This is a genomic window from Phycicoccus sp. Soil748 (genome assembly GCF_001428025.1).
In the GTDB taxonomy this organism is placed as follows: domain Bacteria; phylum Actinomycetota; class Actinomycetes; order Actinomycetales; family Dermatophilaceae; genus Pedococcus.
Window position 1 is genome coordinate 35,511 of sequence record NZ_LMSC01000002.1, and the last position, 21,657, is coordinate 57,167.

General features: G+C 72.8%; 22 protein-coding genes. 17 read left to right on the forward strand and 5 right to left on the reverse strand.

Annotated elements, in window-relative coordinates:
• Nucleotides 1-142: 142 nt before the first annotated feature.
• Together ASG70_RS01555 and ASG70_RS18745 are read left to right on the forward strand one after the other, a co-directional pair.
• On the forward strand, nucleotides 143-1,201 hold the full coding sequence (locus ASG70_RS01555; RefSeq protein ID WP_056882108.1) for an NAD-dependent epimerase/dehydratase family protein: 1,059 nt from the start codon (nucleotides 143-145) through the stop codon (nucleotides 1,199-1,201).
• Nucleotides 1,201-2,742 (forward strand): lysophospholipid acyltransferase family protein, encoded by a 1,542-nt coding sequence (locus ASG70_RS18745; RefSeq protein ID WP_082589943.1) that lies wholly within the window; start codon nucleotides 1,201-1,203, stop codon nucleotides 2,740-2,742. Before ASG70_RS01555 ends, ASG70_RS18745 begins: the two co-directional genes overlap by 1 nt.
• A 26-nt stretch (nucleotides 2,743-2,768) precedes the next feature.
• On the opposite strand, the gene ASG70_RS01565 is transcribed toward ASG70_RS18745, so the two are convergent.
• Nucleotides 2,769-3,953, reverse strand: coding sequence for a DUF5667 domain-containing protein (locus ASG70_RS01565; RefSeq protein ID WP_056882109.1), 1,185 nt, complete (start codon nucleotides 3,951-3,953; stop codon nucleotides 2,769-2,771).
• A 108-nt stretch (nucleotides 3,954-4,061) separates the two neighbouring features.
• Nucleotides 4,062-4,883 (reverse strand): sigma-70 family RNA polymerase sigma factor, encoded by an 822-nt coding sequence (locus tag ASG70_RS01570; protein ID WP_082589945.1) that lies wholly within the window; start codon nucleotides 4,881-4,883, stop codon nucleotides 4,062-4,064.
• A gap of 153 nt (nucleotides 4,884-5,036) precedes the next feature.
• Between ASG70_RS01570 and ASG70_RS01575 the strand changes: the two genes are divergently transcribed.
• The 6 genes from ASG70_RS01575 to hemB all read left to right on the forward strand — a co-directional run bounded on the left by ASG70_RS01575 (nucleotide 5,037) and on the right by hemB (nucleotide 11,171).
• The gene (locus ASG70_RS01575; protein WP_056882236.1) at nucleotides 5,037-5,258 is read left to right on the forward strand and encodes a glutaredoxin family protein; all 222 of its coding nucleotides are present in this window, start codon (nucleotides 5,037-5,039) and stop codon (nucleotides 5,256-5,258) included.
• Between the two features lie 203 nt (nucleotides 5,259-5,461).
• Nucleotides 5,462-6,151, forward strand: a complete 690-nt coding sequence (locus ASG70_RS01580) for a redox-sensing transcriptional repressor Rex (protein ID WP_056882237.1) — start codon at nucleotides 5,462-5,464, stop codon at nucleotides 6,149-6,151.
• A complete protein-coding gene (locus ASG70_RS01585; protein ID WP_056882110.1) occupies nucleotides 6,148-7,458 on the forward strand; it encodes a glutamyl-tRNA reductase in 1,311 nt (436 codons plus the stop codon). The genes ASG70_RS01580 and ASG70_RS01585 overlap by 4 nt, the downstream gene beginning before the upstream one ends.
• On the forward strand, nucleotides 7,455-8,546 hold the full coding sequence (gene hemC, locus ASG70_RS01590; RefSeq protein ID WP_082589947.1) for a hydroxymethylbilane synthase: 1,092 nt from the start codon (nucleotides 7,455-7,457) through the stop codon (nucleotides 8,544-8,546). Before ASG70_RS01585 ends, hemC begins: the two co-directional genes overlap by 4 nt.
• A complete protein-coding gene (locus ASG70_RS01595) occupies nucleotides 8,543-10,171 on the forward strand; it encodes a uroporphyrinogen-III synthase (RefSeq protein ID WP_056882111.1) in 1,629 nt (542 codons plus the stop codon). Before hemC ends, ASG70_RS01595 begins: the two co-directional genes overlap by 4 nt.
• A gap of 7 nt (nucleotides 10,172-10,178) precedes the next feature.
• Nucleotides 10,179-11,171 (forward strand): porphobilinogen synthase, encoded by a 993-nt coding sequence (gene hemB / locus ASG70_RS01600; RefSeq protein ID WP_056882112.1) that lies wholly within the window; start codon nucleotides 10,179-10,181, stop codon nucleotides 11,169-11,171.
• 3 nt (nucleotides 11,172-11,174) lie between these two features.
• On the opposite strand, the gene ASG70_RS01605 is transcribed toward hemB, so the two are convergent.
• On the reverse strand, nucleotides 11,175-12,521 hold the full coding sequence (locus ASG70_RS01605; protein WP_056882113.1) for a 6-phospho-beta-glucosidase: 1,347 nt from the start codon (nucleotides 12,519-12,521) through the stop codon (nucleotides 11,175-11,177).
• Nucleotides 12,522-12,613: 92 nt separating this feature from the next.
• On the opposite strand from ASG70_RS01605, the gene ASG70_RS01610 reads away from it, so the two are divergent.
• Nucleotides 12,614-13,747 (forward strand): carbohydrate kinase family protein, encoded by a 1,134-nt coding sequence (locus ASG70_RS01610; protein ID WP_056882114.1) that lies wholly within the window; start codon nucleotides 12,614-12,616, stop codon nucleotides 13,745-13,747.
• 105 nt (nucleotides 13,748-13,852) lie between these two features.
• Here ASG70_RS01610 and ASG70_RS01615 read toward each other — a convergent pair whose 3' ends face one another.
• Nucleotides 13,853-14,386 (reverse strand): YceI family protein, encoded by a 534-nt coding sequence (locus ASG70_RS01615; RefSeq protein WP_056882115.1) that lies wholly within the window; start codon nucleotides 14,384-14,386, stop codon nucleotides 13,853-13,855.
• Between the two features lie 118 nt (nucleotides 14,387-14,504).
• Here ASG70_RS01615 and ASG70_RS01620 point away from each other — a divergent pair, with 118 nt between their 5' ends.
• The 8 genes from ASG70_RS01620 (at nucleotide 14,505) to ASG70_RS01655 (ending at nucleotide 21,390) form a co-directional block, all read left to right on the forward strand.
• Entirely contained in the window at nucleotides 14,505-14,999 is a 495-nt protein-coding gene (locus ASG70_RS01620; protein WP_056882116.1) for a MarR family winged helix-turn-helix transcriptional regulator, read from the forward strand.
• An 89-nt stretch (nucleotides 15,000-15,088) separates the two neighbouring features.
• Nucleotides 15,089-16,423: a glutamate-1-semialdehyde 2,1-aminomutase gene (gene hemL / locus ASG70_RS01625; protein ID WP_082589949.1), complete on the forward strand. Its 1,335-nt coding sequence runs from the start codon at nucleotides 15,089-15,091 to the stop codon at nucleotides 16,421-16,423.
• Nucleotides 16,420-17,067, forward strand: coding sequence for a histidine phosphatase family protein (locus ASG70_RS01630; protein WP_056882118.1), 648 nt, complete (start codon nucleotides 16,420-16,422; stop codon nucleotides 17,065-17,067). Before hemL ends, ASG70_RS01630 begins: the two co-directional genes overlap by 4 nt.
• Complete coding sequence (locus ASG70_RS01635; RefSeq protein WP_056882119.1) at nucleotides 17,064-17,675, forward strand: TlpA disulfide reductase family protein; 612 nt, start codon at nucleotides 17,064-17,066, stop codon at nucleotides 17,673-17,675. The genes ASG70_RS01630 and ASG70_RS01635 overlap by 4 nt, the downstream gene beginning before the upstream one ends.
• Before the next feature lie 9 nt (nucleotides 17,676-17,684).
• A complete protein-coding gene (locus ASG70_RS01640) occupies nucleotides 17,685-18,449 on the forward strand; it encodes a cytochrome c biogenesis CcdA family protein (protein WP_056882120.1) in 765 nt (254 codons plus the stop codon).
• Between the two features lie 2 nt (nucleotides 18,450-18,451).
• Nucleotides 18,452-20,032 (forward strand): cytochrome c biogenesis protein ResB, encoded by a 1,581-nt coding sequence (locus tag ASG70_RS01645; protein ID WP_056882121.1) that lies wholly within the window; start codon nucleotides 18,452-18,454, stop codon nucleotides 20,030-20,032.
• Entirely contained in the window at nucleotides 20,029-21,066 is a 1,038-nt protein-coding gene (gene ccsB / locus ASG70_RS01650; RefSeq protein ID WP_056882122.1) for a c-type cytochrome biogenesis protein CcsB, read from the forward strand. Before ASG70_RS01645 ends, ccsB begins: the two co-directional genes overlap by 4 nt.
• 15 nt (nucleotides 21,067-21,081) lie before the next feature.
• On the forward strand, nucleotides 21,082-21,390 hold the full coding sequence (locus tag ASG70_RS01655; protein WP_056882123.1) for a DUF4229 domain-containing protein: 309 nt from the start codon (nucleotides 21,082-21,084) through the stop codon (nucleotides 21,388-21,390).
• Between the two features lie 51 nt (nucleotides 21,391-21,441).
• Here ASG70_RS01655 and ASG70_RS01660 read toward each other — a convergent pair whose 3' ends face one another.
• On the reverse strand, nucleotides 21,442-21,654 hold the full coding sequence (locus ASG70_RS01660) for a hypothetical protein (protein ID WP_056882124.1): 213 nt from the start codon (nucleotides 21,652-21,654) through the stop codon (nucleotides 21,442-21,444).
• Nucleotides 21,655-21,657 lie beyond the last annotated feature (3 nt).

Below are 21,657 nucleotides of genomic sequence, written 5' to 3' on the forward strand. Positions count from 1 at the left end.
GCCCGACCCGCCCGCGCGGACGTGGGCAAGCCCACGTCCGCGACCTCGTCCACGACGGGGACTGGGCCTTCGGGGACCCGGCGTCGCTGGGTAGGGTGGCAGCGGTCGCGATGTCCGTGACCGACGGACCAGGGGAGGTGCTGTGGCAGAGGTCGTCCTCGTGACCGGCGTCTCCCGCTACCTCGGCGGGAAGTTCGCCCGCCAGCTCACCGCGGACCCGTCCGTCGAGCGCGTCATCGGCGTCGACGTCATCCCGCCGCCGCACGACATCGGCCGGGCCGAGTTCGTCCGGGCCGACATCCGCAACCCCATGATCGGCAAGATCATCGCGCAGGCCGAGGTCGACACCGTCGTTCACATGAACGTCATCGCGACGCCGACCCATGCCGGCGGACGGACCTCCCAGAAGGAGATCAACGTCATCGGCACGATGCAGCTCCTCGCTGCGTGCCAGAAGGCGCCGAGCATCCGCCGCCTCGTGGTGAAGTCCTCCGCCGCCGTCTACGGCTCGAGCCCGCGCGACCCCGCGATGTTCACCGAGGACATGGGCCCGAAAGCGTTGCCCCGCGCCGGTTTCGGCAAGGACTCGGTGGAGGTCGAGGGCTACGTCCGCGGGTTCTCCCGGCGCCGCCCCGACGTCGAGATCTCGATGCTCCGCTTCGCCAACATCATCGGCCCGGGCATCCGGACCTCCCTGACCGACTACTTCGCGCTGCCCGTCGTGCCGGTACCGCTCGGCTATGACGCCCGCCTGCAGTTCGTCCACGAGTCCGACGCCGTCGGGGCCCTGCTCCTCGCGACGACCGGGCCGTCCAGCGGGATCACCAACATCGCGGGCGACGGCGTCATCACGGTCACCCAGGCCGCCGGCATGGCCGGGCGGCCGGTGCTGCCGGTCCCGATGCCGGCAGCCGGGCTCTTCGGGCTCGTCGTCAAGCGCTCCGGCCTCGCCGACTTCAGCAGCGACCAGATCCAGTTCCTCGCCTACGGCCGCGGCCTCGACACCCGCCGGATGCGCGAGGTGCTCGGCTTCGAGCCGGTCTACACGACGCGAGCCGCGTTCCAGGACTACGCCCGTGGCATCGGCGCCGCCGTGCCCGGCGGGGCAGCCATCGGGTCAGCGGTGTCCGGCGTGGCCGGGGTGGCCGGGTCCGCGGCCCAAGCGCTCAGCCACGTCTGGCCCGCAGGGAGGAACGACTGATGGCGACCACCACAAAGGCCGCGACCACGAAGGCTGGCACCACCAAGGCTGCGACGGCGAAGAAGTCCGCGACGACGGCCACTGCCGCGACCAAGGCCGCCGGGCCGGGCGCCACCGCGAAGAAGGCGGCGACCACGAAGGCCGCAGCCAAGAAGACCACGGCGAAGAAGGCTGCCCCCACTGGCGCCACCACGACACCCACCACCAAGGCGAGGGCGCCGCGTCGGGGCGCCCTCGCCGCCGGTGCCGCCCGCGCGTCCGGCGAGCGCGCCAAGCGGCGCAGCACCCCGCTGCTCGCGGCGACGACCGCGGCAACGACCGCGCCCACGATGACGGACAGCTCCGCCCCGGCCGGTCCGCGGGAGACGATCCCCGTCGTCCCGCCGGAGGCTGCAGCGGTGACCACCGGGAGCAGCAAGCACCGTCCGCGCCCCCGTCCGGCCGCCAAGGCCGTTCCCAGCCGCAAGGCGGTCGCGCGGTCCGGCGCCCGCACCGCCCGCCCGGCCTCGACGCGCACCAGCGGTGCGGCGGCGACCAGGCCGGCCCGCGCCCTCAAGGCGGTGCCCGACGACGCGCCGGTGCTGGCCGCCGTACCCACGCCCGAGGCCACGACCCGCACCGTCGCGCCCGGCGTCGAGGAGCTCCTGTCGGCAGGCATCGCGGCCGTCCGCGCAGCCGCCCAGGCGGCCGGCATCTCCGCCGAGGACGTCGAGCGCCACCTCGCCTCGATGCTGTCCTACGTGCGGCGCCGGCTGACCGGCGACTACTCGGTCGACGAGTTCGGCTTCGACGAGGACTTCACCCGGCACTTCTACCTGCCGGTGCTGCGACCGCTCTACCGCTCGTGGTTCCGGGTCGAGGTGCGCGGCATCGAGAACATCCCCGCGACCGGTGGTGGCCTGGTCGTCGCCAACCACTCAGGCACCATCGCGATGGACTCGCTGATGACCCAGGTCGCCGTCCACGACGAGCACCCCGCGCACCGGCACCTGCGCATGCTGGGGGCCGACCTGGTGTTCCAGACCCCGGTCGTCGGCCAGATCGCCCGCAAGTCCGGGTCGACCCTGGCGGCGAACCCCGACGCCGAGCGGCTGCTGTCCAACGGCGAGCTGTGCGGCGTGTGGCCGGAGGGCTTCAAGGGCGTCGGCAAGCCGTTCAGCGAGCGCTACAAGCTGCAGCGCTTCGGCCGTGGAGGGTTCGTCTCGGCGGCGCTGCGGACCGGGGCGCCGATCATCCCCTGCTCGATCGTGGGAGCCGAGGAGATCTACCCGATCATCGGCAACATGAAGGCGGTCGCCCGGCTGCTCGGGGCGCCGTACGCCCCCATCACCCCCACCTGGCCGCTGCTCGGGCCGCTGGGGCTGGTGCCGCTGCCGAGCAAGTGGATCATCGAGTTCGGGTCACCGGTGGAGACCGCCGACCTCGGACCGGCCGCCGCGGACGACCCGATGTTGGTCTTCGACCTGACCGACCAGGTCCGCGAGACCATCCAGCAGACGCTCTACTCGCTGCTCATGCAGCGGCGCTCGGTCTTCTTCTGACCGGCCTCTCCTGACCGACCCGCGGGTCAGGGGATGGAGAGGGTCACGCCGGGCAGCGTCACCGGGCCCAGCGTCGTACCCGGCACGGTCGCCGTGACGCCGCCGGTGCCGACCGTCGCCGACGGCAGCGGCACCGTGACGGTGGCCGAGGGGAGGGGCAGGGTGGCGCTGAGGGTCGGCAGGTTGACCGTGGCGCCGCCGGTCGACAGGGTCGCGCCGCTGCCCCCACCGCCGACGACGACTCCACCGGTCCCGCCCGAGACGCTGGGGGAAGGCACCCCGCCGGCACCGCTGGTGACCGGGGCGCCCGGCACGGTGACCGTCACGCCGCTGCGTGTGGGGGCGGTGGTTGACGCCGCCGCGGACGCGGTGCTGGACGTGGCGAGCGAGCTCGGCAGCGACGACGGCCCGAGCCCGGAGGTCAGCGCCTCGCCGCAGCTGTTGCAGGCCGCGATGCGCCGAGCGGTCGCGACCTGGGTCTGGCGCAGCAGCGCCTCGAGCCGGCCCACCTCGGGCAGGGAGGCCGCGGGTACCTCGGTGCGCAGGGCGTCGACCTGGGGCAGGGCGCGGGCGGTGAAGTCGCGCATGGCCAGCAGCGCCTGCGGGTTGCGGGTCTCGGACCAGGCCCGGTCGAGGGAGCGCTGCCCGCCGGTGACGGAGGTGATGGCCGCCTCGAGCGCGGTGTCGATGTCGCCGGAGTCGGGTGTGGGGCGGTCGGCGAGGGCGCGGGCGTCGGAGATGTGCTCCTGCGCCTGGTCGAGCTGGGTGCGGCCGCGGTCGAGGTCGCTGTCGGCCAGGCGGACGGCGACCCCGTCGAGCCAGCCCTTGACCGGGTACAGGGTGTCCCCGGGGACGGTGCCGCGGGACACGAGCCCCACCACCCCGCCGACGAGGAGGGCCGAGGCGGTCGCGCCGGCGACCATGCGCGGCAGGCCGCGGCCGACGACCAGCACGGCGGGGGCCGGGCGTGTGGCGGACCGGGCCGCCGCGGCGCCGCGGGCCGAGGGTGACGGGGTGGGCAGGCTGGCGGCCTCGGTGGCCAGGCGCTCGCGCAGGGTGGCGACGAACACCGCGTCGGGGCCGGGACCCAGCGACGCCACGGAGGCGAGCCGGCGACTGGTCTCGAGCAGGCGCTGGAGCTCGTCGTCGGTGAAGCGTTCTCCCTCCAGGGCGCGCTGGAACCGATCGGCGGAGCGGTTGATCAGTGGCATGCCGACACCTCCCTCCCCAGCTCGGTCGCGGTCTGTCGCGCTGAGAACGACCCGGGTGCGCAGAAGTTACGCGCCGCGCCGTAGCGAAATTCCCGGGACGGGTGACGCCTAGAGGTCGGCATCGGCCAGCTCCCGGTGCAGGGCGCGGACGGCGCGCAGCTGGAGCTGCTTGACGGCACCCTCGGACTTGCCGAGGACCTTGGCGGTCTCGGCCAGGGTCAGCCCCTGCAGGAACCGCAGGACGACGCACTCGGCCTGCTCGGGCTTGAGGTTCTTCACCGCCGTCAGCAACCGCTCGTCGCGCAGCCGCTCGAGCACCTCGTGGTCGGGGGCTGCCTCCACCCGGGTGTCGGCGTCGAGCATGTCGGCCGTCGTGACCTCCATGCGGAAACGCGCCGACTTGGCGTTGTCGGTGATCAGGTTGCGCGCGATGGTGATGAACCAGGCGGCGATGTCCCGGCCCTGCCACGAGAAGGAGTCCATGCGTCGCAGGGCGCGCAGGAACGTCTCGGAGGTGAGGTCCTCCGCGAGCTGCTGGCTGCCGACGCGCACGTAGACGTAGCGGTAGACCACGTCGACGTAGCGCTCGTAGAGCATCCCGAACGCCTCGGAGTCACCGCGCTGGGCGAGGTCGACGAGGGCGGAGATGCGGACGAAGTCCTGCGGGGCCTCGCCGGGGGCGAACCCGGCACGCGCGGCACGGCCACCGTCGGCGTCACCCGGCCCCGAGCCGCCGCTCGAGCCCCGGCCGGAGCCGTCGAGGGTCCCGGCGTCGCCGGCGATGCTGAGGACGAGGCGCAGCGAGTCGAGGAACTGCGCTGTCGCGGCGCCCATGCCGTGGCCTGCCGTGACGGTCACCGGCTGCGACAGCCGGATCAGGGCGTCACTGAGCCCCGCGAACGGCTTCGCGGCACGACGACGTGGGCGCATCCTGATGGGGGACCTCCTGGCGGGACAGTTTCGCCGATCTCGCGCCGTTTGTCAGGAGACCCGCGTCACACCCCGGACACGTCCGCCTACGCTGGTGGGGTGCCCGAGCACCTACCCGACCCCCGCACCGCGGACGCGGCGCCCCGCATCCGCATGCTGGGGCGCCCCGGGTGCCACCTGTGCGACGAGGCGCGGGCCGTGATCGCGAGGGTCGCGGACGAGCTGGGTGTCGCGTGGGAAGAGCAGTCGGTCGTGGGTGACCGGGCCCTCCTGGAGCAGTACGGCGAGCAGATCCCGGTGACCTTCGTGGACGGCCGGCAGCACGACTACTGGCGCGTCGACGAGGCCCGGCTCCGGGCGGCGCTGCAGGCCTGAACCGCCGCAGCGGGGGACGCCGTTCGCGTCCACGGCCGGCGTCGCTCGACCCCTTCGGTGACCTGGGTCACAGGCGCCACCACCACCCTTCGGGACGGCCGCTTGTGACTTTGTGCATCCGTTCACAAAAGCGTAATCTGCCGTGGGCAGCCCGCATCAGCCAGGTGCGGACCCTGTGGGTCGAGAAGGAGCCGGAGAAGACGTTGTCCGCCGAACCGAGCGCTCGTCGGGGTATCCCCGACGCCACGGTGGCCCGGCTGCCGGAGTACCTGCGAGCCCTCACCGGGCTCGCCGAGCGGGGGATCACCTCCGTCTCCTCCGAGGAGCTCGCCACCGCCGCCGGGGTACGCAGCGCCAAGCTCCGCAAGGACCTCTCCCACCTCGGCTCGTACGGCGTCCGTGGCGTCGGCTACGAGGTGGACCACCTCGCCTACCAGATCTCGCGCGAGCTCGGCCTCACCCAGGACTGGCCTGTGGCCATCATCGGGATGGGCAACCTCGGCCACGCGCTCGCGGCGTACAGCGGCTTCGCCACGCGCGGCTTCCGCGTCGTCGCCCTGCTCGACCAGGACGCCAGCCTGCACGGCCAGGAGATCGCCGGCATCGCGGTGCAGCCGATGGACACCCTCGGCTCCCTGGTCAGCGACGAGGGCCTCGCGATCGGCGTCATCGCCACCCCCGCGGCCTCGGCGCAGGGCGTCTGCGACCAGCTCGTCGCCGCCGGCGTCCGCTCGATCCTCAACTTCGCGCCGTGCGTGCTGGTCGTGCCGGAGGGCGTCGACGTCCGCAAGGTCGACCTGTCCACCGAGCTGCAGATCCTCGCCTTCCACGAGCAGCGCAAGGCGCTCGCGGCCCAGGGCGCGCTCGACGTCGCGGCGGTGGTGTCCGGGTGAGCCTCGTCGTCCTCGGCCTCTCACACCACACGGCGCCGCTGTCCCTGCTCGAGTCGATGTCCCTCGACCCGGCCGGCCGCCACCGCCTCGCCGCGGGCCTCTTCGCGCGCGACAACCTCTCCGAGGTCACCGTGGTGTCCACGTGCAACCGCACGGAGGTGTACGCCGAGTCCCTCACCTTCCACGGTGCGGTCACCGACATCACCGACGCGCTCACCGAGGTCACGGGCGTGGGCCGCGAGGAGCTGCGCGAGCACCTCTACGTGCACTACGAGGACCGCGCGATCGCGCACGCGTTCACGGTCGCCTGCGGGCTCGACTCCATGGCCGTGGGCGAGGCGCAGATCCTCGGCCAGATGCGCACCTCGCTGCGGGAGGCCCAGCGCGCCGGCCACGCCGGGTCCTCGCTCAACACCCTGTTCCAGCAGGCGCTCCGCGTCGGCAAGCGCGCCCACACCGAGACCGGGATCGACGCCGTGAGCGTCTCGCTGGTCGAGGCGGGCCTCGCCCGGGCCGAGCGCGACCTCGGGCCGCTGGACGGGCTCGACGTGCTCGTCGTCGGCGCCGGGGGCATGAGCTCGCTGGCCGCCACCACGGTGGCCCGCCGCGGCGTCCGCTCGCTGGCCATCGTCAACCGCACCCTGTCCAAGGCGACCCGCCTCGCCGAGCGCACCGGCGGCACGGCCAGGCCGCTCGACGAGCTGGGCCCCGCCCTCGCGGCCGCCGACGTCGTCATCTCCTGCACCGGGTCCACCGGCGTCGTGGTCAGCCTCGCCTGTGCCGCCGACGCCCAGGTCGCCCGTGGCGGCCGCCCGCAGGCCTATGTCGACCTTGCCCTGCCCCACGACGTGGCCCCCGAGGTCGACTCGCTCAACGGTGTCAGCCTCGCCGGCCTCGCCTCGCTCGGGGAGGACCTGTCCGGCGGGAAGACCTCCAGCGAGGTGCAGCAGGTGGCCGACCTCGTCATCGGCGAGGTGGCCGCCTACCTCACCTCCCGTGCCGCCGAGACAGTCGCGCCGACCGTCGCCGCGCTGCGCTCGCACGCCGCCGACGTGGTCGCCGGCGAGCTCAGCCGGCTCGACCAGCGCCTGCCCGACCTCGACGACACCTCGCGGGCCGAGGTGCAGCTCGCGGTGCACCGCATCGTCGAGAAGCTCCTGCACACCCCGACCGTGCGCGTGAAGGAGCTCGCCGTCGGCGGCCAGGGCGACGGCTACGCCCAGGCGCTGCGCGAGCTGTTCGACCTCGGTCCGGGCGAGGCGGCCACCGCCTCCGTCCCGCCGCCCAGGACGGGGGGTATGCCGTGAGCACCGCGACCGCGCCCCTCGCCCTGCGCCTCGGCACCCGCCGCAGTGCGCTGGCCACCACCCAGTCCACCTGGGTGGCCGACCGCCTGCGCGCCCTCGGCCACACCGTCGACCTGGTCACCATCGTCACCGAGGGCGACACGTCCACCGAGTCGCTCGCCAGCCTCGGCGGCACCGGTGTCTTCGCGGCAGCGCTGCGCCGGGCCCTGCTCGACGGCGAGGTCGACTTCGCCGTGCACTCCCTCAAGGACCTGCCCACCTCGCCCGAGCCCGGCCTCACCGTGGTCGCGGTGCCGGGGCGTGAGGACCCGCGCGACGTGCTCGTCGCCTCCGGTGGCCGCACGCTCGGCGAGCTGGGGGAGGGCGCCGTCGTCGGCACCGGGTCCCCGCGACGCGTCGCCCAGCTCGCGGCCCTCGGGATGGGCCTGGGCTTCAAGGACATCCGCGGCAACGTCGACACCCGCATCTCGATGGTGCGCGACGGCGCCCTCGACGCCGTCGTCCTCGCCAGGGCCGGCCTGGCCCGGCTCGGCCGGCTCGACGAGGTCACCGAGGCGCTCGACCCGCTGCAGGTGCTCCCGGCGCCCGGTCAGGGCGCCCTCGCCGTCGAGTGCCGCACCGACGACACCGTGACCCGGGAGGCGCTCGCCGTCCTCGACGACGCCGACACCCGGGCCTGCGTCACCGCCGAGCGCGCGGTGCTCGCCGCCCTCGAGGCCGGCTGCTCCGCACCCGTCGGCGCCCTCGCCGAGGTCGTCGACGGCGAGGACGGCCTCGAGCTGTCGCTGCGCGCGTTCGTCGGCAGCGTGGACGGAGCCGTCGACCTGCGTCGCTCGCTCGTCGGCCCCGTCACGGACGCCGAGTTCCTCGGCCACCGGCTGGCCGCCGTGCTGCTCGAGGACGGCGCCGACCTGTTGCGCGGGCCCGAGGAGCGGCCGCCCGCCGCTGACGGGCCGTCGGCCGTGGACGCCATACGCGAGCACACCGCCGACAGCTGGCCCCCCGACCCAGCCGGGGCGAACGGAACTCATCCGCTCGCCGCCCCCGACCGCCGCCCAGAACACGACAGCACGGAGCGTGCCACGTGAGCCCCACGCGCTCGACCCAGCCCACCAAGCCCACCACCCGCCAGCCCGGCCGCGTCGCCTTCGTCGGCGCCGGCCCCGGCGACGCCGGCCTCATGACCGTGCGCTCGCTCGAGCTGCTCGCCAGGGCCGACGTCGTCGTCATCGACCAGGTCGCCCGCGAGTCCGTCGTCGAGCGCTACTGCCGCGCCGATGTCGAGGTCGTCGACGCCGGCCACGGCGACCACGGCCAGCCGCTGACCCACGCCATGCGGGCCAAGCTCGTCGTCAAGGCCGCGAAGGGAGCCCACGGCGGCCTCGTCGTGCGGCTCATGGATGGCGACCCCGCGACCTTCAACGGCCTCGCCGAGGAAGCCCTCGCCTGCCGCAAGGCCGGTGTCGGCTTCGACATCGTCCCCGGCGTCAGCGCCGTGTCCGCGGTGCCCGCCTACGCAGGCATCCCGCTCACCTCGAGCAGCTCGCCCGCCGTCCACGTGATCTCGGCCAACGACCGGTCCGTCGACTGGACGGCCTCGGTCGCCGAGTCGGTGACCGTGGTGCTCCTCGGGGCGCCCGAGGACCTCAGCGGGGCGCTCGCCAAGCTGCTGGCCGCCGGCCGCGCCGAGTCCGCCCCGGTCGCGCTGACCGAGCGGGGCACCACGATCCGCCAGTCGACCCGGGTCACCACGCTCGGCGAGGTCGCCAAGGTCATGAAGACCGTGGAGTTCCCGGCCCTGGCCGTCGTCGGCTCCACCGTGGCCCTGCGAGAGCAGCTGTCGTGGTTCGAGACCAAGCCGCTGTTCGGGTGGAACGTCCTGGTCCCGCGCACCAAGGAGCAGTCGGGCTCGACGATCTCGCGCCTGGAGTCCTACGGCGCCACCGCCGAGGTCGTGCCGACGATCAGCGTCGAGCCGCCGCGCACGCCCCAGCAGATGGAGCGTGCAGTCAAGGGCCTGGTGACCGGTCGCTACGAGTGGATCGGCTTCACCTCCGTCAACGCCGTCAAGGCGGTCCGTGAGAAGTTCGAGGAGTTCGGGCTCGATGCCCGCGCCTTCGCCGGGCTCAAGGTCGCCGCCGTCGGCGGGGTCACCGCCGAGGCGCTGCACGAGTGGGGCATCGTCCCCGACCTCGTGCCGTCGGGTGAGAAGTCGGCCAACGGGCTGCTCGCCGACTGGCCGCCGTTCGACGAGGTGCTCGACCCCATCAACCGGGTCTTCCTCCCGCGCGCCGACATCGCCACGGACACCCTGGTCGCCGGCCTGCAGGCCTCCGGCTGGGAGGTCGACGACGTGACGGCCTACCGCACGGTGCGGGCCGCCCCGCCGGCGGCGCCGATCCGTGAGGCCATCAAGGGCGGGCAGTTCGACGCCGCGGTCTTCACCTCGTCCTCGACGGTGCGCAACCTCGTCGGCATCGCCGGCAAGCCGCACCCGTCGACGGTGATCGCGTGCATCGGGCCGGCGACGGCCAAGGCGGCCGAGGAGCACGGCCTGAGGGTCGACGTCCTTGCCCCCGAGGCCTCCTCGGACGCGCTCGTCGACGCCCTCGCCGACTACGGCCTCGGGCTCGCCGTCGCGGCCGCCGAGGCCGGCGAGACGGTCGTGCGGCCGAGCGCCAAGAAGTCCTCGTCGCGCCGCCGCGCGCGCTGAGCCGGTCGTGAGCACCCCAGCAGCCCAGCCGTCGGGTCCGGTCCTCCGGCCCCGACGGCTGCGCCAGTCGCCGGCCATCCGCCGGCTCGTCGCCGAGACGCGCCTGCACCCGGCCGAGCTCGTCCTGCCGGTGTTCGTCCGTGAGGGCATCACCGAGCCGGTCGCGATCTCGGCCATGCCGGGTGTCGTCCAGCACACCGTCGAGTCGCTCGTCGCCGAGGCGCAGCGCGCAGCCGAAGCCGGGCTCGGCGGGATCATGCTGTTCGGCGTCCCCGAGCAGAAGGACGCCACCGGCAGCGGCGCCGACGACCCGCAGGGGATCCTCAACGTCGGCCTGCGAGCGGTGGCTGACGCCGTCGGCGACCGGCTCGTCGTCATGGCCGACCTGTGCCTCGACGAGTTCACCGACCACGGCCACTGCGGGGTCCTCACCGCTGACGGCCGCGTGGACAACGACGCCACCCTCGAGCGGTATGCCGCGATGGGGCTCGCGCAGGCCCGCGCCGGCGCCGAGGTGCTCGGCCTGTCCGGGATGATGGACGGCCAGGTGGCCTACGTCCGCGACGCGCTCGACGCCGAGGGCTTCACCGACACCGTCATCCTCGCCTACTCCGCGAAGTACACCTCGGGGCTCTACGGCCCGTTCCGCGAGGCGGTGCAGTCGTCCCTCCAGGGTGACCGCGCGACCTACCAGCAGGACCCGGCCAACGCGACGGAGTCGCTGCGCGAGCTCGAGCTCGACATCGCCGAGGGCGCCGACATCGTCATGGTGAAGCCGGCCGGCCCACACCTCGACATCGTCGCGGCAGCCGCGGCCATGTCGCCGATTCCCGTTGCTGCGTACCAGATCTCGGGCGAGTACGCCCAGATCGTCGCTGCCGCCGACAACGGCTGGATCGACCGCGAGCGGGTCATGATGGAGTCGCTCATCGGCATCCGTCGGGCCGGTGCGCAGATCATCCTGACCTACTTCGCGTTCGACGCCGCCGCGCTTCTCTGACCCTCAGTCCCGGCGCGTGAAGACCGCGTCGACCGCGGGGATCCGGGCGCGGTAGCCGCGCAGCAGGTCGCGCGCCACGGTCACGGAGTCGACGAGCGGGTGGAGCGCGAATGCCTCCACGGCCTCGCGCTCGTCACCGGTGGCCGACGCGGAGATCGTGAGGCGCTCCACGGCCTTGACCTGCAGCACGAGTCCCAGCTGGTGGGTCGTGAGCGGGCTGACGGCCAGGGGCCGCGGCCCGTCGCCGTCGACGGTGCAGGGGACCTCGACCACGGCGTCCTCGGGCACGCCCGGGACGGCGCCGGCGCTGCGTACGTTGAGGATCAGTGAGGTGGCCTCGCCCCTGGCGATGGCGGCCATGATGGCCAGCGCCACCCCCTCGTACCCACCGCCCTGGACGTCGTCCTCACCGCGCTCCTGGCCCTCGTCACGCGCCTCCTGCATGTAGGTCGCGTTGCGTTCCCGGCGGACCCGGTCCCACTCGCCGTACGGGTCGTCGCCCGCCCGTGCCAGCGCCTCGTAGAAGCCGCGCTGCTGGGCCAGGAGGTACTCGCCGCGGGTCTGGTCGGCGCTGCGGATCGAGGCGACCGCGTCACGGGTGAAGTAGTAGTAGTAGAGGTACTCGTTGGGGATCGCGCCGAGCGTCCGCAGCCACTCCGGCCCGAAGAGGTGTGCCTCCTCCATGGAGCCGAGCATCCGGTCGTCGGCGAGCAGGTCGGGCAGCACGTCGCGGCCGCCGGAGTGCAGACCACGCAGCCAGCCGAGGTGGTTGAGGCCGACGTAGTCGACCCTCGTGCCGGCGGGGTCGAGCCCGAGGGTGACGGCGGCGCGGCGGGCGAGCGCGATGGGGGAGTCGCAGATCCCGACGACGCGGTCGCCGAGGACCTGCTGCATCGCCTCGGTCACCATGCCGGCTGGGTTGGTGAAGTTGATGACCCACGCACCGGGGGCGACAGCCCGGACGCGTTCGGCGACGTGGCGGGCGACGGGCAGGGTGCGCAGCCCGAACGACAGCCCACCCGGTCCGGTCGTCTCCTGCCCCAGGACCCCGAGGTCGAGGGCGACCCGCTCGTCGGCGGTCCGCCCCTCGAGCCCTCCGACGCGGATGGCGGAGAACACGAAGTCGGCGCCCTCCAGCGCCTCGTCGAGGTCGGTCGTCGTGAGGACCGTCGGGGCGTCGTCCTGGCCGGCGCCCATCTGTGCGAGCACCCGGCCGATCGCCTCCAGCCGTGACCCGTCGACGTCGTGCAGCCGCACCTCGTCGACGCGCCGCTCGTGGTGGTCGGTGAGCAGCGCGCCGTAGACCAGCGGCGTGCGGAAGCCGCCGCCGCCCAGGATCGTCAGCCTCATGCAGGCAACCTAGCCCCGCGTGCCCACCGGCTGCTTGTCACTGCCGTGGCCGCACGGCATTCTGGCCGCACACCGACGACAGGAGCCGCGCCGTGCCCGAGCAGGCCGAGGAGCAGGCCTACGACCCCTTGGCCGCGCTGCGGACCCCGGACGCCCCCGAGCTCGACGTGCTCATCTGGGGCACGGTGTTCCTCGACATCATCTTCACCGGCCTGGCCGCGCTCCCCGAGGACGGCCAGGAGGTGTGGGCAGACGGTATGGGGTCGTGCCCCGGCGGCATCGCCAACCTCGCTGTCGCGGCCCGTCGGCTGGGTCTGCGGACCTCGCTGGCCGCAGCGTTCGGGGACGACGCCTACGGCGACTTCTGCTGGGAGACCCTGGCCGACTTCGAGCACGTGGACCTCAGCCGCTCGCGCCGGTTCGAGGGATGGCACTCGCCCGTCACGGTGTCGATGGCGGTCAACCGGGACCGCGGCATGGTCAGCCACGGCCACGCCCCGCCGCTGGGGCCGTCGGAGCTCATCGGCACCCCGCCCCGCTCGAGGGCTGTCATGGTCGAGCTGTCGGAGGAGCGGCCGCTGGTCGACGGGGCCGAGGCGACCTGGGTCCAGCAGGCGCAGGCCGGTGGCGCCCTGGTCTTCGCCGACGTCGGCTGGGACCCGAGTGGTCGTTGGTCCCCCGAGGTCCTCGACCAGCTCTCGGTGGTGCACGGCTTCCTGCCCAACGCGGGCGAGGCGATGGCCTACACCCGCACCAGCACTCCGCACGAGGCGCTCTACGCCCTCGCCGACCGGGTGCCGCTCGCCGTGGTCACCAACGGTGAGTCCGGTGCCCTCGCGATCGACTCGGCGACGGGGGAGGAGGCGGTCGTGCCGGCGCTGCGCGTGCCGGCCATGGACCCGACGGGCGCGGGCGACGTGTTCGGCGCCTCGATGGTGCTCGGGACGCTGGCGGGGTGGCCGCTGCAGCAACGGCTGGCGTTCGCGGCCCTGTGCTCGTCGCTGTCGGTGCAGCAGTTCGGCGGGAGCCTCGCGGCACCGGGCTGGGGCGACATCGCCGACTGGTGGACCCACCAACGCGCGTCGGGCGACCGCACCTCGTACCACCAGTCGCTGCTGCGCCGTTACGGCTTCCTCGACGACCTCGTCCCCACGATCCCGCTCGGGGCCGGCCGCCGTGCCACGGCCACCATCGCCCGCCACGTGGACGTCGAGGGGTACCCGTAGGCCACCAGCGCGGGCATGCCAGAGGGGCCGGTTCCCCACGGAACCGGCCCCTCTGCGTACGGCGTCGCTGTGCTGCGCGCCCTGGTGGTGCCTGTCGGCTGGTGCTCAGGCGGCCTTGACGAGCTGGACGTCGAGGTTGATCTTGATCTTCTCGGAGACGAGCACGCCGCCACCCTCGAGGGCGACGTTCCACTCCAGGCCGAAGTCCTTGCGGTTGATCTCGGTGGTGGCCTCGAAGCCGGCCTTCTGGTTGCCCCACGGGTCGGTGGCCAGGCCGTTGAACTCGAGGTCGAACGCGACCGGCTTGGTGACGCCCTTGATGGTGAGGTCGCCCTTGAGGGTGTCCTCGCTGACCTCGGTGGAGGTGAAGCTCATCGTGGGGTTGTTCTCCACGTCGAAGAAGTCGCCGGACTTCAGGTGGGCGTCGCGGTCGGCGGAGCCGGTGTCGACCGAGCCGAGCTGGACGACGGCGGTGACCTGCGAGGCGGTGACGTCGTCGGCGACCTTGGCCGCGCCCTCGAACTCGTTGAACTTGCCGCGGACCTTGGTCACCATGAGGTGACGCGCGGTGAAGCCGAGCTCGCTGTGCGAGGCGTCGATGTTCCAGGTGCCGGCGGGGAGGTCGTTGATGCTGGCCATGGGGGTTCTCCTTGGATCGAGGGGTGGTCCGCGGGACTTTCCCGCGGCGTCACTGGGTTGAACATAGCAGAGTTGATTTATATTTCAACCAACTAGTCGAGATGGGATACTGACCACCATGAGCACCACCGTGACCGCGCCACCGCGCTGGCTGACCACCGAGCAGCAGGAGGCCTGGCGTGCCTACCTGCGCGGGAGCCGCCTGCTGGAGGCCGCCCTCGACCGCGACCTGCAGTCCCACGGCGTCCAGCTGAGCGAGTACGAGATCATCTCGATGCTCTCCGAGGCGCCGGGCCGCCGCCTGCGCATGTCCGGGCTGGCCGACCTCGTCGTGCAGTCGCGCAGCCGCCTCACCCACACCGCCGCGCGGCTCGAGAAGCGCGGCTGGGTCCGGCGCGAGTCCTGCCTGGAGGACCGCCGCGGCGTCGAGCTGGTGCTCACCGAGCGCGGGCTGGAGGCCGTCCGCGAGATGGCCCAGGTCCACATCGAGAGCGTCCGGCGCAACATCGTCGACACCATGACGCCCGAGCAGTTCGCCGGCCTCGGCCTCGCCATGGCCGCCGTCCGGGACGCCATCCTGGCCGGGGGCCTGCCCTCGTGCAGCGAGGTCTGATCCCACACACGGCCGTGCCTGTGAGCCTGCGCACGCCGGCCGCAGCACCCGGGCTCGGGCGCTCAGGTAGGGCTGTGACAATGGGGGGCATGACGCCATACCCCTTCGACGCCCCGGCTTCGCAGGCCCTGCTCGAGCGCGCCCTCGCCGTCACCCCGGGAGGCGTCAACTCGCCGGTCCGTGCGTTCCGCGCCGTCGGGGGCACGCCGCGGTTCATGGCCTCCGGCAACGGCCCCTACCTGACCGACGTCGACGGCCGCGAGTACGTCGACCTGGTCGGCTCGTGGGGCCCGATGATCCTGGGACACCGCCACCCGGCCGTGGTCGAGGCGGTGCAGGCTGCCGCCGCCGACGGCTTCTCGTTCGGCACCCCGAGCGAGAACGAGGTGCGGCTCTGCGAGGAGATCGTCGCCCGGGTCGAGCCGGTGGAGCAGGTGCGCCTGGTGTCCAGCGGCACCGAGGCCACCATGAGCGCCATCCGCCTGGCGCGCGGCTACACGGGGCGCTCGCTCATCGTGAAGTTCGCCGGCTGCTACCACGGCCACGTCGACTCCCTGCTCGCGCAGGCGGGCTCGGGCGTCGCGACGTTCGCGCTGCCGGACTCTGCGGGCGTGCCCAAGGAGATGGCTGCCGAGACGATCGTGCTGCCCTACAACGACCTCGCCGCGGTGGAGCAGGCGTTCGCCGCCCAGGGCGCCGAGATCGCGGCCGTCATCACCGAGGCCTCGCCCGGCAACATGGGCGTCGTCCCGCCGGCACCCGGCTTCACCGAGGGGCTGCGCCGCACCACGGCCGCCCACGGTGCGCTGCTCATCTCCGACGAGGTCATGACGGGGTTCCGCTGCTCGGCCGCCGGCTGGTACGGCCTCGAGGGCCCGTACGACGCTGGGGCGCCTGACCTGTTCACCTTCGGCAAGGTCATGGGTGGTGGCTTCCCGGCGGCGGCGTTCGGCGGCCGCGCGGACGTCATGGCACTGCTCGCGCCCGTCGGCCCGGTCTACCAGGCGGGCACCCTGTCGGGTAACCCGGTGGCGACCGCGGCGGGCCGGGCGACCCTCGAGCAGTGCACGCCCGCGCTGTACGAGCGCCTGGACGACGTGGCCGACGCCATCACCGCCGCCCTCGACACCGAGCTCGGGCGGGCCGGCGTGCCGCACACCATCCAGCGCGCGGGGAGCATGTTCAGCGTGTTCTTCCGCGACGGCGCCGTCACCGACTACGACGAGGCCCGTGCCCAGCACGTGCCGGCGTTCGGCGCGTTCTTCCACTCGATGCTCAGCCAGGGCGTCTACCTGCCGCCGAGCGCGTTCGAGTCGTGGTTCGTCAGCGGGGCGCACGACGACGCCGCGGTCGACCGGGTCGTCTCGGCGGTGCCCGCCGCGGCGGCAGCGGCTGCCGAGGCGTTTGCGACAATCGACTCATGACCTCCGCCCCCCGCACCGTGGTGCACCTGCTGCGCCACGGGGAGGTCCACAACCCCGACGGCGTGCTCTACGGACGCCTCGACGGCTACCACCTCTCCGAGCTGGGCACGCGCATGGCGCAGGCCGCGGCCCGGCACCTCGAGGACCACGACGTCACGCACGTCGTCGCCTCGTCGCTGACCCGGGCGCATGAGACGGCCGCACCCGTCGCGGCGTCGCACGGCGTCGACATCACCGTGGACGACCGGGTCATCGAGGCAGGCAACTCCTTCGAGGGCGAGCAGGTGGGGTCGATGAGCCCGCTGGCCTTCGTGCACCCGCGCTACTGGGGCCGGATCGTCAACCCGTTGCGCCCCTCGTGGGGCGAGCCCTACAGCGAGATCGCGACCCGGATGGTCGAGGCGGTCGCCGACGCCCGCGAGCACGCCCGCGGCCACGAAGCCGTCATCGTCTCCCACCAGCTGCCCATCTGGACCCTGCGCAACCAGCTCGCCGGCAAGCGCCTGTGGCACGACCCGCGCCGCCGCGAGTGCCGCCTCGCGTCGCTGACCACGTTCACCTACGTCGGCGACGAGCTGGAGTCCATCACCTACAGCGAGCCCGCTGCGGCCCTGGTCTCGGAGTCGCGGGGTGGCACCGGATGAGGTCGCACGCCCCACGCCGTACGGTGCGGACGGCCGCGCTGCTCGCGGCTCCCGTCCTCGCGCTGTCCCTCGCCGCGTGCTCGCAGGACCCCAACTCCATCGCGGCCCAGGCGAAGTCGGGCAACCGGCAGGGCTACGTCTCCGGTGACGGCACCGTCGAGCAGATCCCCGCCGCCAAGCGCAACAAGCCGGTCGCACTCTCCGGGACCACCCTCGACGGCGCGTCCTGGTCGGTCGCGGGGCAGGCCGGCAAGGTCGTGGTGCTCAACGTCTGGGCCTCGTGGTGCCCTCCGTGCGAGAAGGAGGCGCCCGAGCTGAAGAAGTCGGCCGAGGCCGTCGCCGCAGCCGCCAAGCCGGTCGTCTTCATGGGCATCAACACCCGCGACAACCCGTCCTCGGGCAAGGCGACCGCCAAGCGCCAGGGCATCCCGTACCCCTCGCTCGACGACCAGGACGGGCAGCTGATCCTGGCGCTGCAGGGCAAGGCGCCCACGCCTCCCGTGACGCTGGTGCTCGACCCGAAGGGGCGCATCGCCGCCCGCGTCCTGGGTGAGGTGACGTCGTCCACGCTCGACGGGCTGGTCGACGACGTCCTGGCCGAGAAGTAGGCCGGCGCCTTGATCGCAGACGTCACGGACACGGTCACCACGGGTGCCCTCCCGGTCGCCCTCGTCGTCGCGCTCCTCGCCGGCGCGGTGTCGTTCGCGTCGCCGTGCGTGCTGCCCCTCGTGCCCGGCTTCCTCGGCTACGTCACCGGCCTGTCCGACGAGTCGCTGGCCCAGCGCTCGCGTCACCGCATGGTGGCCGGCGCCCTGCTGTTCGTGCTGGGGTTCACCGTGGTCTTCATGGCCACGACCGCCTTCCTCGCCGGCGTCGGGGCAACCCTGGTCGAGCACCGTCAGGGCCTCATGCGACTCGGCGGCGTGCTCGTCATCCTCATGGCCCTGGTGTTCATCGGGGTAGGGAGTCGGATCGGCTCCCAGCGCGAGGTCAAGCTCCACCGCCGCCCGGCATCGGGCCTGGCCGGGGCGCCGTTCCTGGGGGCTGTGTTCGGGCTCGGGTGGGCGCCCTGCACCGGCCCGACCCTCGGCGCCGTCGTGCTCCTCGCGACCACCACGGGCGACCAGCCCGCCGTGGTGCGCGGCATCGTGCTGGCGCTGGCCTACTCGCTCGGCTTGGGGCTGCCGTTCGTCCTGATCGCCGCCGGCTTCGAGCGGTTCGGCGGGGTCTCGGCGTTCCTGCGGCGGCACCAGCGCGGCATCCAGCTCTTCGGCGGCGGGCTGCTGCTCGTCATCGGCCTGCTCCTCGTGACCGGCCTCTGGGAGTCGTGGACGCGGTACGTGCAGACCTCCCTCGTCAACGGCTTCCAGACGGTGATCTGACCATGGCACAGCAGACCAGGGACGTCACCGAGGGCATCACCCAGCCGAGCCTCGGCGCGGTCGGCTGGCTGCGCTGGATGTGGCGGCAGCTGACGAGCATGCGCACCGCGCTGTTCCTGTTGCTCCTCCTCGCGATCGGCGCCCTGCCCGGCTCCATCTGGCCGCAGCGCAGCATCGACTCCGCGCGCACCGCCGACTGGATCGCCAACCACCCCAGGTCCGGCCCGTGGCTGGACCGGCTGGGGTTCTTCGAGGTCTACGCGTCGCCGTGGTTCGCGGCGATCTACCTGCTGCTCTTCATCTCCCTCGTCGGCTGTGTCCTGCCGCGCAGCAAGGTGCACTGGAAGGCGATGCGCTCGACGCCGCCGCGCGCTCCCGCCCGACCGGATCGGCTGCCCTCGTCGGCCACCGCCGAGACCGGGGCCGACGCCGAGGCCGTCCTGGCCGCCGCGCGGGAGGTGTTCCAGGGCAAGCGGTTCCGCACGCACGCGCACGACTCGACCTCCGTCAGCGCGGAGAAGGGCTACCTCAAGGAGACCGGCAACCTCGTCTTCCACCTGGCCCTGATCTTCGTCATCGTCGGTGTCGCGGTGGGCCACCTGTTCGGGTGGAAGGGCGACGTCATCGTGCCGGTCGGCAAGACGTTCGCGAACTCGCTGATCCAGTACGACACGTTCAGCCCCGGCCCCTGGGTCGACCCCTCCAGCCTGTCGCCGTTCCGGATCAAGGTCGACAAGCTCGACGCGACCTTCGAGGAGAACGTCACCGGACGTGGCCAGTTCGGCCAGCCGCGTGACTTCACCGCCCACGTGACGACGGTCGCCGAGCCGGGCGTGACGCCGAAGCAGGCGACGATCAAGGTCAACCACCCGCTGGAGATGAAGGGCGCGGGCGTCTTCCTGCTGGGCAACGGCTACGCGCCCGTCATCACCGTCCGTGACAAGGACGGCAACCCGACCTTCAGCGGGCCGGTGCCCTTCCTCGCCCAGGACAACAACTACACCTCGGTCGGCGCCGTGAAGATCCCCGGTGCGCAGCCGAAGCAGCTCGGGTTCTCGGGGCTCTTCCTGCCGACCGCGGTGATCGACAAGGAGAAGGGCCCCACGTCGATCTTCCCGGACGCGAAGAAGCCGGCCCTGGCCCTGACGCTCTTCGAGGGCACCCTCTTCCCGGGTGGGCGGCCGCAGTCGGTCTACGTGCTCGACACCGCCGAGATGGCGCAGGTCAAGACCGCCAAGGACCAGCCGCTGCGGATCTGGCTCGAGCCGGGCAAGACCTTCACCCTTCCCGGCGACCGCGGCACCATCACCTTCGACGGCGTCGACCGGTTCGCGGGGCTGTCGATCCGGCACGACCCCGGCAAGTACGTCACGCTCGTGGCGGCGCTGCTGGCACTGGGCGGTCTCATCGCCTCACTCGTCATCCGGCGCCGACGGGTGTTCGTGCGCGTTTCGCCTGCGCAGGACGGCAGACGTACCGTGGTGACGGTCGGCGGTCTCGCCAAGGGCGACGACGACGGGCTTCAAGAGGTGGTCGAGGACGTCCTCGCCGCCGTGGAACGACGATTGGGCAGCAGCACATGACGAACGAGACGCTCGCCGGATACGCCAACGTGAGCCTGTACTCCGCGATGGCGGTCTTCACGATCGCCATGCTGTGCCACGCCGTCTACCTCGCCGGGCTGCTGCCGGCGCGCGACCGCGCCACCGACCGTGCCGCCGAGCGTGCTGGCGACCGCTCCGCGGAGCGTGAGCTCGTCGGAGCAGGGGCCACGAGCGCATCGGTCGACGCCGCGTCGGCCGACGTCGCACCGGCCGACGCGGAACCGACTGGCGCCGCACCGGTCGCCGGTAGTGCCGCCGAGGTGCCGTCCCGGGCCCGCGCCGCGGCCGGGATCGGCTCCACCACGACGTGGCTCGGAGGGATGCTGCTGCTCCTGTCGGTGGTCCTGCGCGGCCTGTCGGTCGACCGGTGGCCGCTGGGCAACATGTTCGAGTTCGCGGTGATGGGCTCGATGTTCACCTCGTTGGCCTACTCGATCTGGTCGACGAGGCGCGACCTGCGCTGGCTGGGCCTGTTCATCACCGGCCCGATCCTGCTCGTGCTCGGCATGGCCGTCCGCGTCTGGTACACCGAGGCCGCCGAGCTCCTGCCGTCTCTCCAGAGCTACTGGCTCGTCATCCACGTCACCGTCGCCGTCCTCGCCACCGCCGTGTTCACCATCGGTGCGGCGGCGACCGCGGTGTACCTGGTCAAGGACGCCTTCGCCCGCTCCGGCCGCTCCAGCGTGCTCGACAGGTTCCCTGACGCCGCGTCGCTGGAGCGCACGGCCTACGGCCTGTACATCGTGGCGTTCCCGCTGTGGACCTTCACCCTGATCGCCGGCGCCATCTGGGCGCGCCAGGCGTGGGCGTCCTACTGGAACTGGGACCCCAAGGAGGTCTGGACGTTCGTGATCTGGGTGGTCTACGCGGCCTTCCTGCACTCGCGGGCGACCAGCGGCATCAGCCGCCAGACCGCCAGCTACATCGCCCTGGCCGGCTACGCCTGCATCATCGTCAACTTCGCCGTGGTCAACGTGTTCTTCGTGGGCCAGCACTCCTACTCCGGCTTGTGAGGAACGCGCACCACCATGCTCCGCTACACCGTCCTGCGCCTGCTCATCTTCTTCGGGGTGCTGTCGCTCTTCTGGCTGCTCGGCCTGCGCGACCGCGACCAGCAGTGGATGCTGCTCGTCCTCTCCGCGCTGGTGTCGATGGTCCTGTCGTACTTCGTGCTCGCCCGGTTCCGCGAGGAGAGCACCCGCCAGCTGGCTGAACGCGTGCAGCGGCGCACCGAGGCCAAGCAGGCGGCTGCTGCGGCCGGCCACGGCACGGTGCACGGCGACGACGAGGCCGCAGAGGACGCCGAGGACGAGCGCGGGCCCGCCGAGTACCGCTGACCCCCTGGTCGCAGCCGCCGCTCCGCCGCTCTTCTCGCCCTGAACCGGACCTCAGGCCGACATGGCGCTGGGGAAGCGGGTCTCGAAGTCGAGGATGCGCGCCGCCATGGGCGTGACCCGTATGCGCGCCATGGGCTGGGAGCGCAGCGGCTCCAGCCAGGCCGCTGCCGCGTCGGGGCCGAGGTACCGGGTCGCCGCGGCGGCGTACTTGGGCACCATCTCGTCGAAGACGTCGACCTGCGCGGTACCCCTGACGAACAGCACCGC

What these genes read in the sequence shown, in the direction of transcription:
- ASG70_RS01615 (WP_056882115.1), bottom strand. Translation starts at nt 14,386, where the DNA reads ATGGCCAGCATCAACGACCTCCCCGCCGGCACCTGGAACATCGACGCC.
- hemL (WP_082589949.1), top strand. Translation starts at nt 15,089, where the DNA reads ATGACGCCATACCCCTTCGACGCCCCGGCTTCGCAGGCCCTGCTCGAG.
- ASG70_RS01630 (WP_056882118.1), top strand. Translation starts at nt 16,420, where the DNA reads ATGACCTCCGCCCCCCGCACCGTGGTGCACCTGCTGCGCCACGGGGAG.
- ASG70_RS01620 (WP_056882116.1), top strand. Translation starts at nt 14,505, where the DNA reads ATGAGCACCACCGTGACCGCGCCACCGCGCTGGCTGACCACCGAGCAG.
- ASG70_RS01575 (WP_056882236.1), top strand. Translation starts at nt 5,037, where the DNA reads ATGCTGGGGCGCCCCGGGTGCCACCTGTGCGACGAGGCGCGGGCCGTG.
- ASG70_RS01605 (WP_056882113.1), bottom strand. Translation starts at nt 12,521, where the DNA reads ATGAGGCTGACGATCCTGGGCGGCGGCGGCTTCCGCACGCCGCTGGTC.
- ASG70_RS01565 (WP_056882109.1), bottom strand. Translation starts at nt 3,953, where the DNA reads ATGCCACTGATCAACCGCTCCGCCGATCGGTTCCAGCGCGCCCTGGAG.
- ccsB (WP_056882122.1), top strand. Translation starts at nt 20,029, where the DNA reads ATGACGAACGAGACGCTCGCCGGATACGCCAACGTGAGCCTGTACTCC.
- ASG70_RS01570 (WP_082589945.1), bottom strand. Translation starts at nt 4,883, where the DNA reads ATGCGCCCACGTCGTCGTGCCGCGAAGCCGTTCGCGGGGCTCAGTGAC.
- ASG70_RS01655 (WP_056882123.1), top strand. Translation starts at nt 21,082, where the DNA reads ATGCTCCGCTACACCGTCCTGCGCCTGCTCATCTTCTTCGGGGTGCTG.
- ASG70_RS18745 (WP_082589943.1), top strand. Translation starts at nt 1,201, where the DNA reads ATGGCGACCACCACAAAGGCCGCGACCACGAAGGCTGGCACCACCAAG.
- ASG70_RS01645 (WP_056882121.1), top strand. Translation starts at nt 18,452, where the DNA reads ATGGCACAGCAGACCAGGGACGTCACCGAGGGCATCACCCAGCCGAGC.
- ASG70_RS01635 (WP_056882119.1), top strand. Translation starts at nt 17,064, where the DNA reads ATGAGGTCGCACGCCCCACGCCGTACGGTGCGGACGGCCGCGCTGCTC.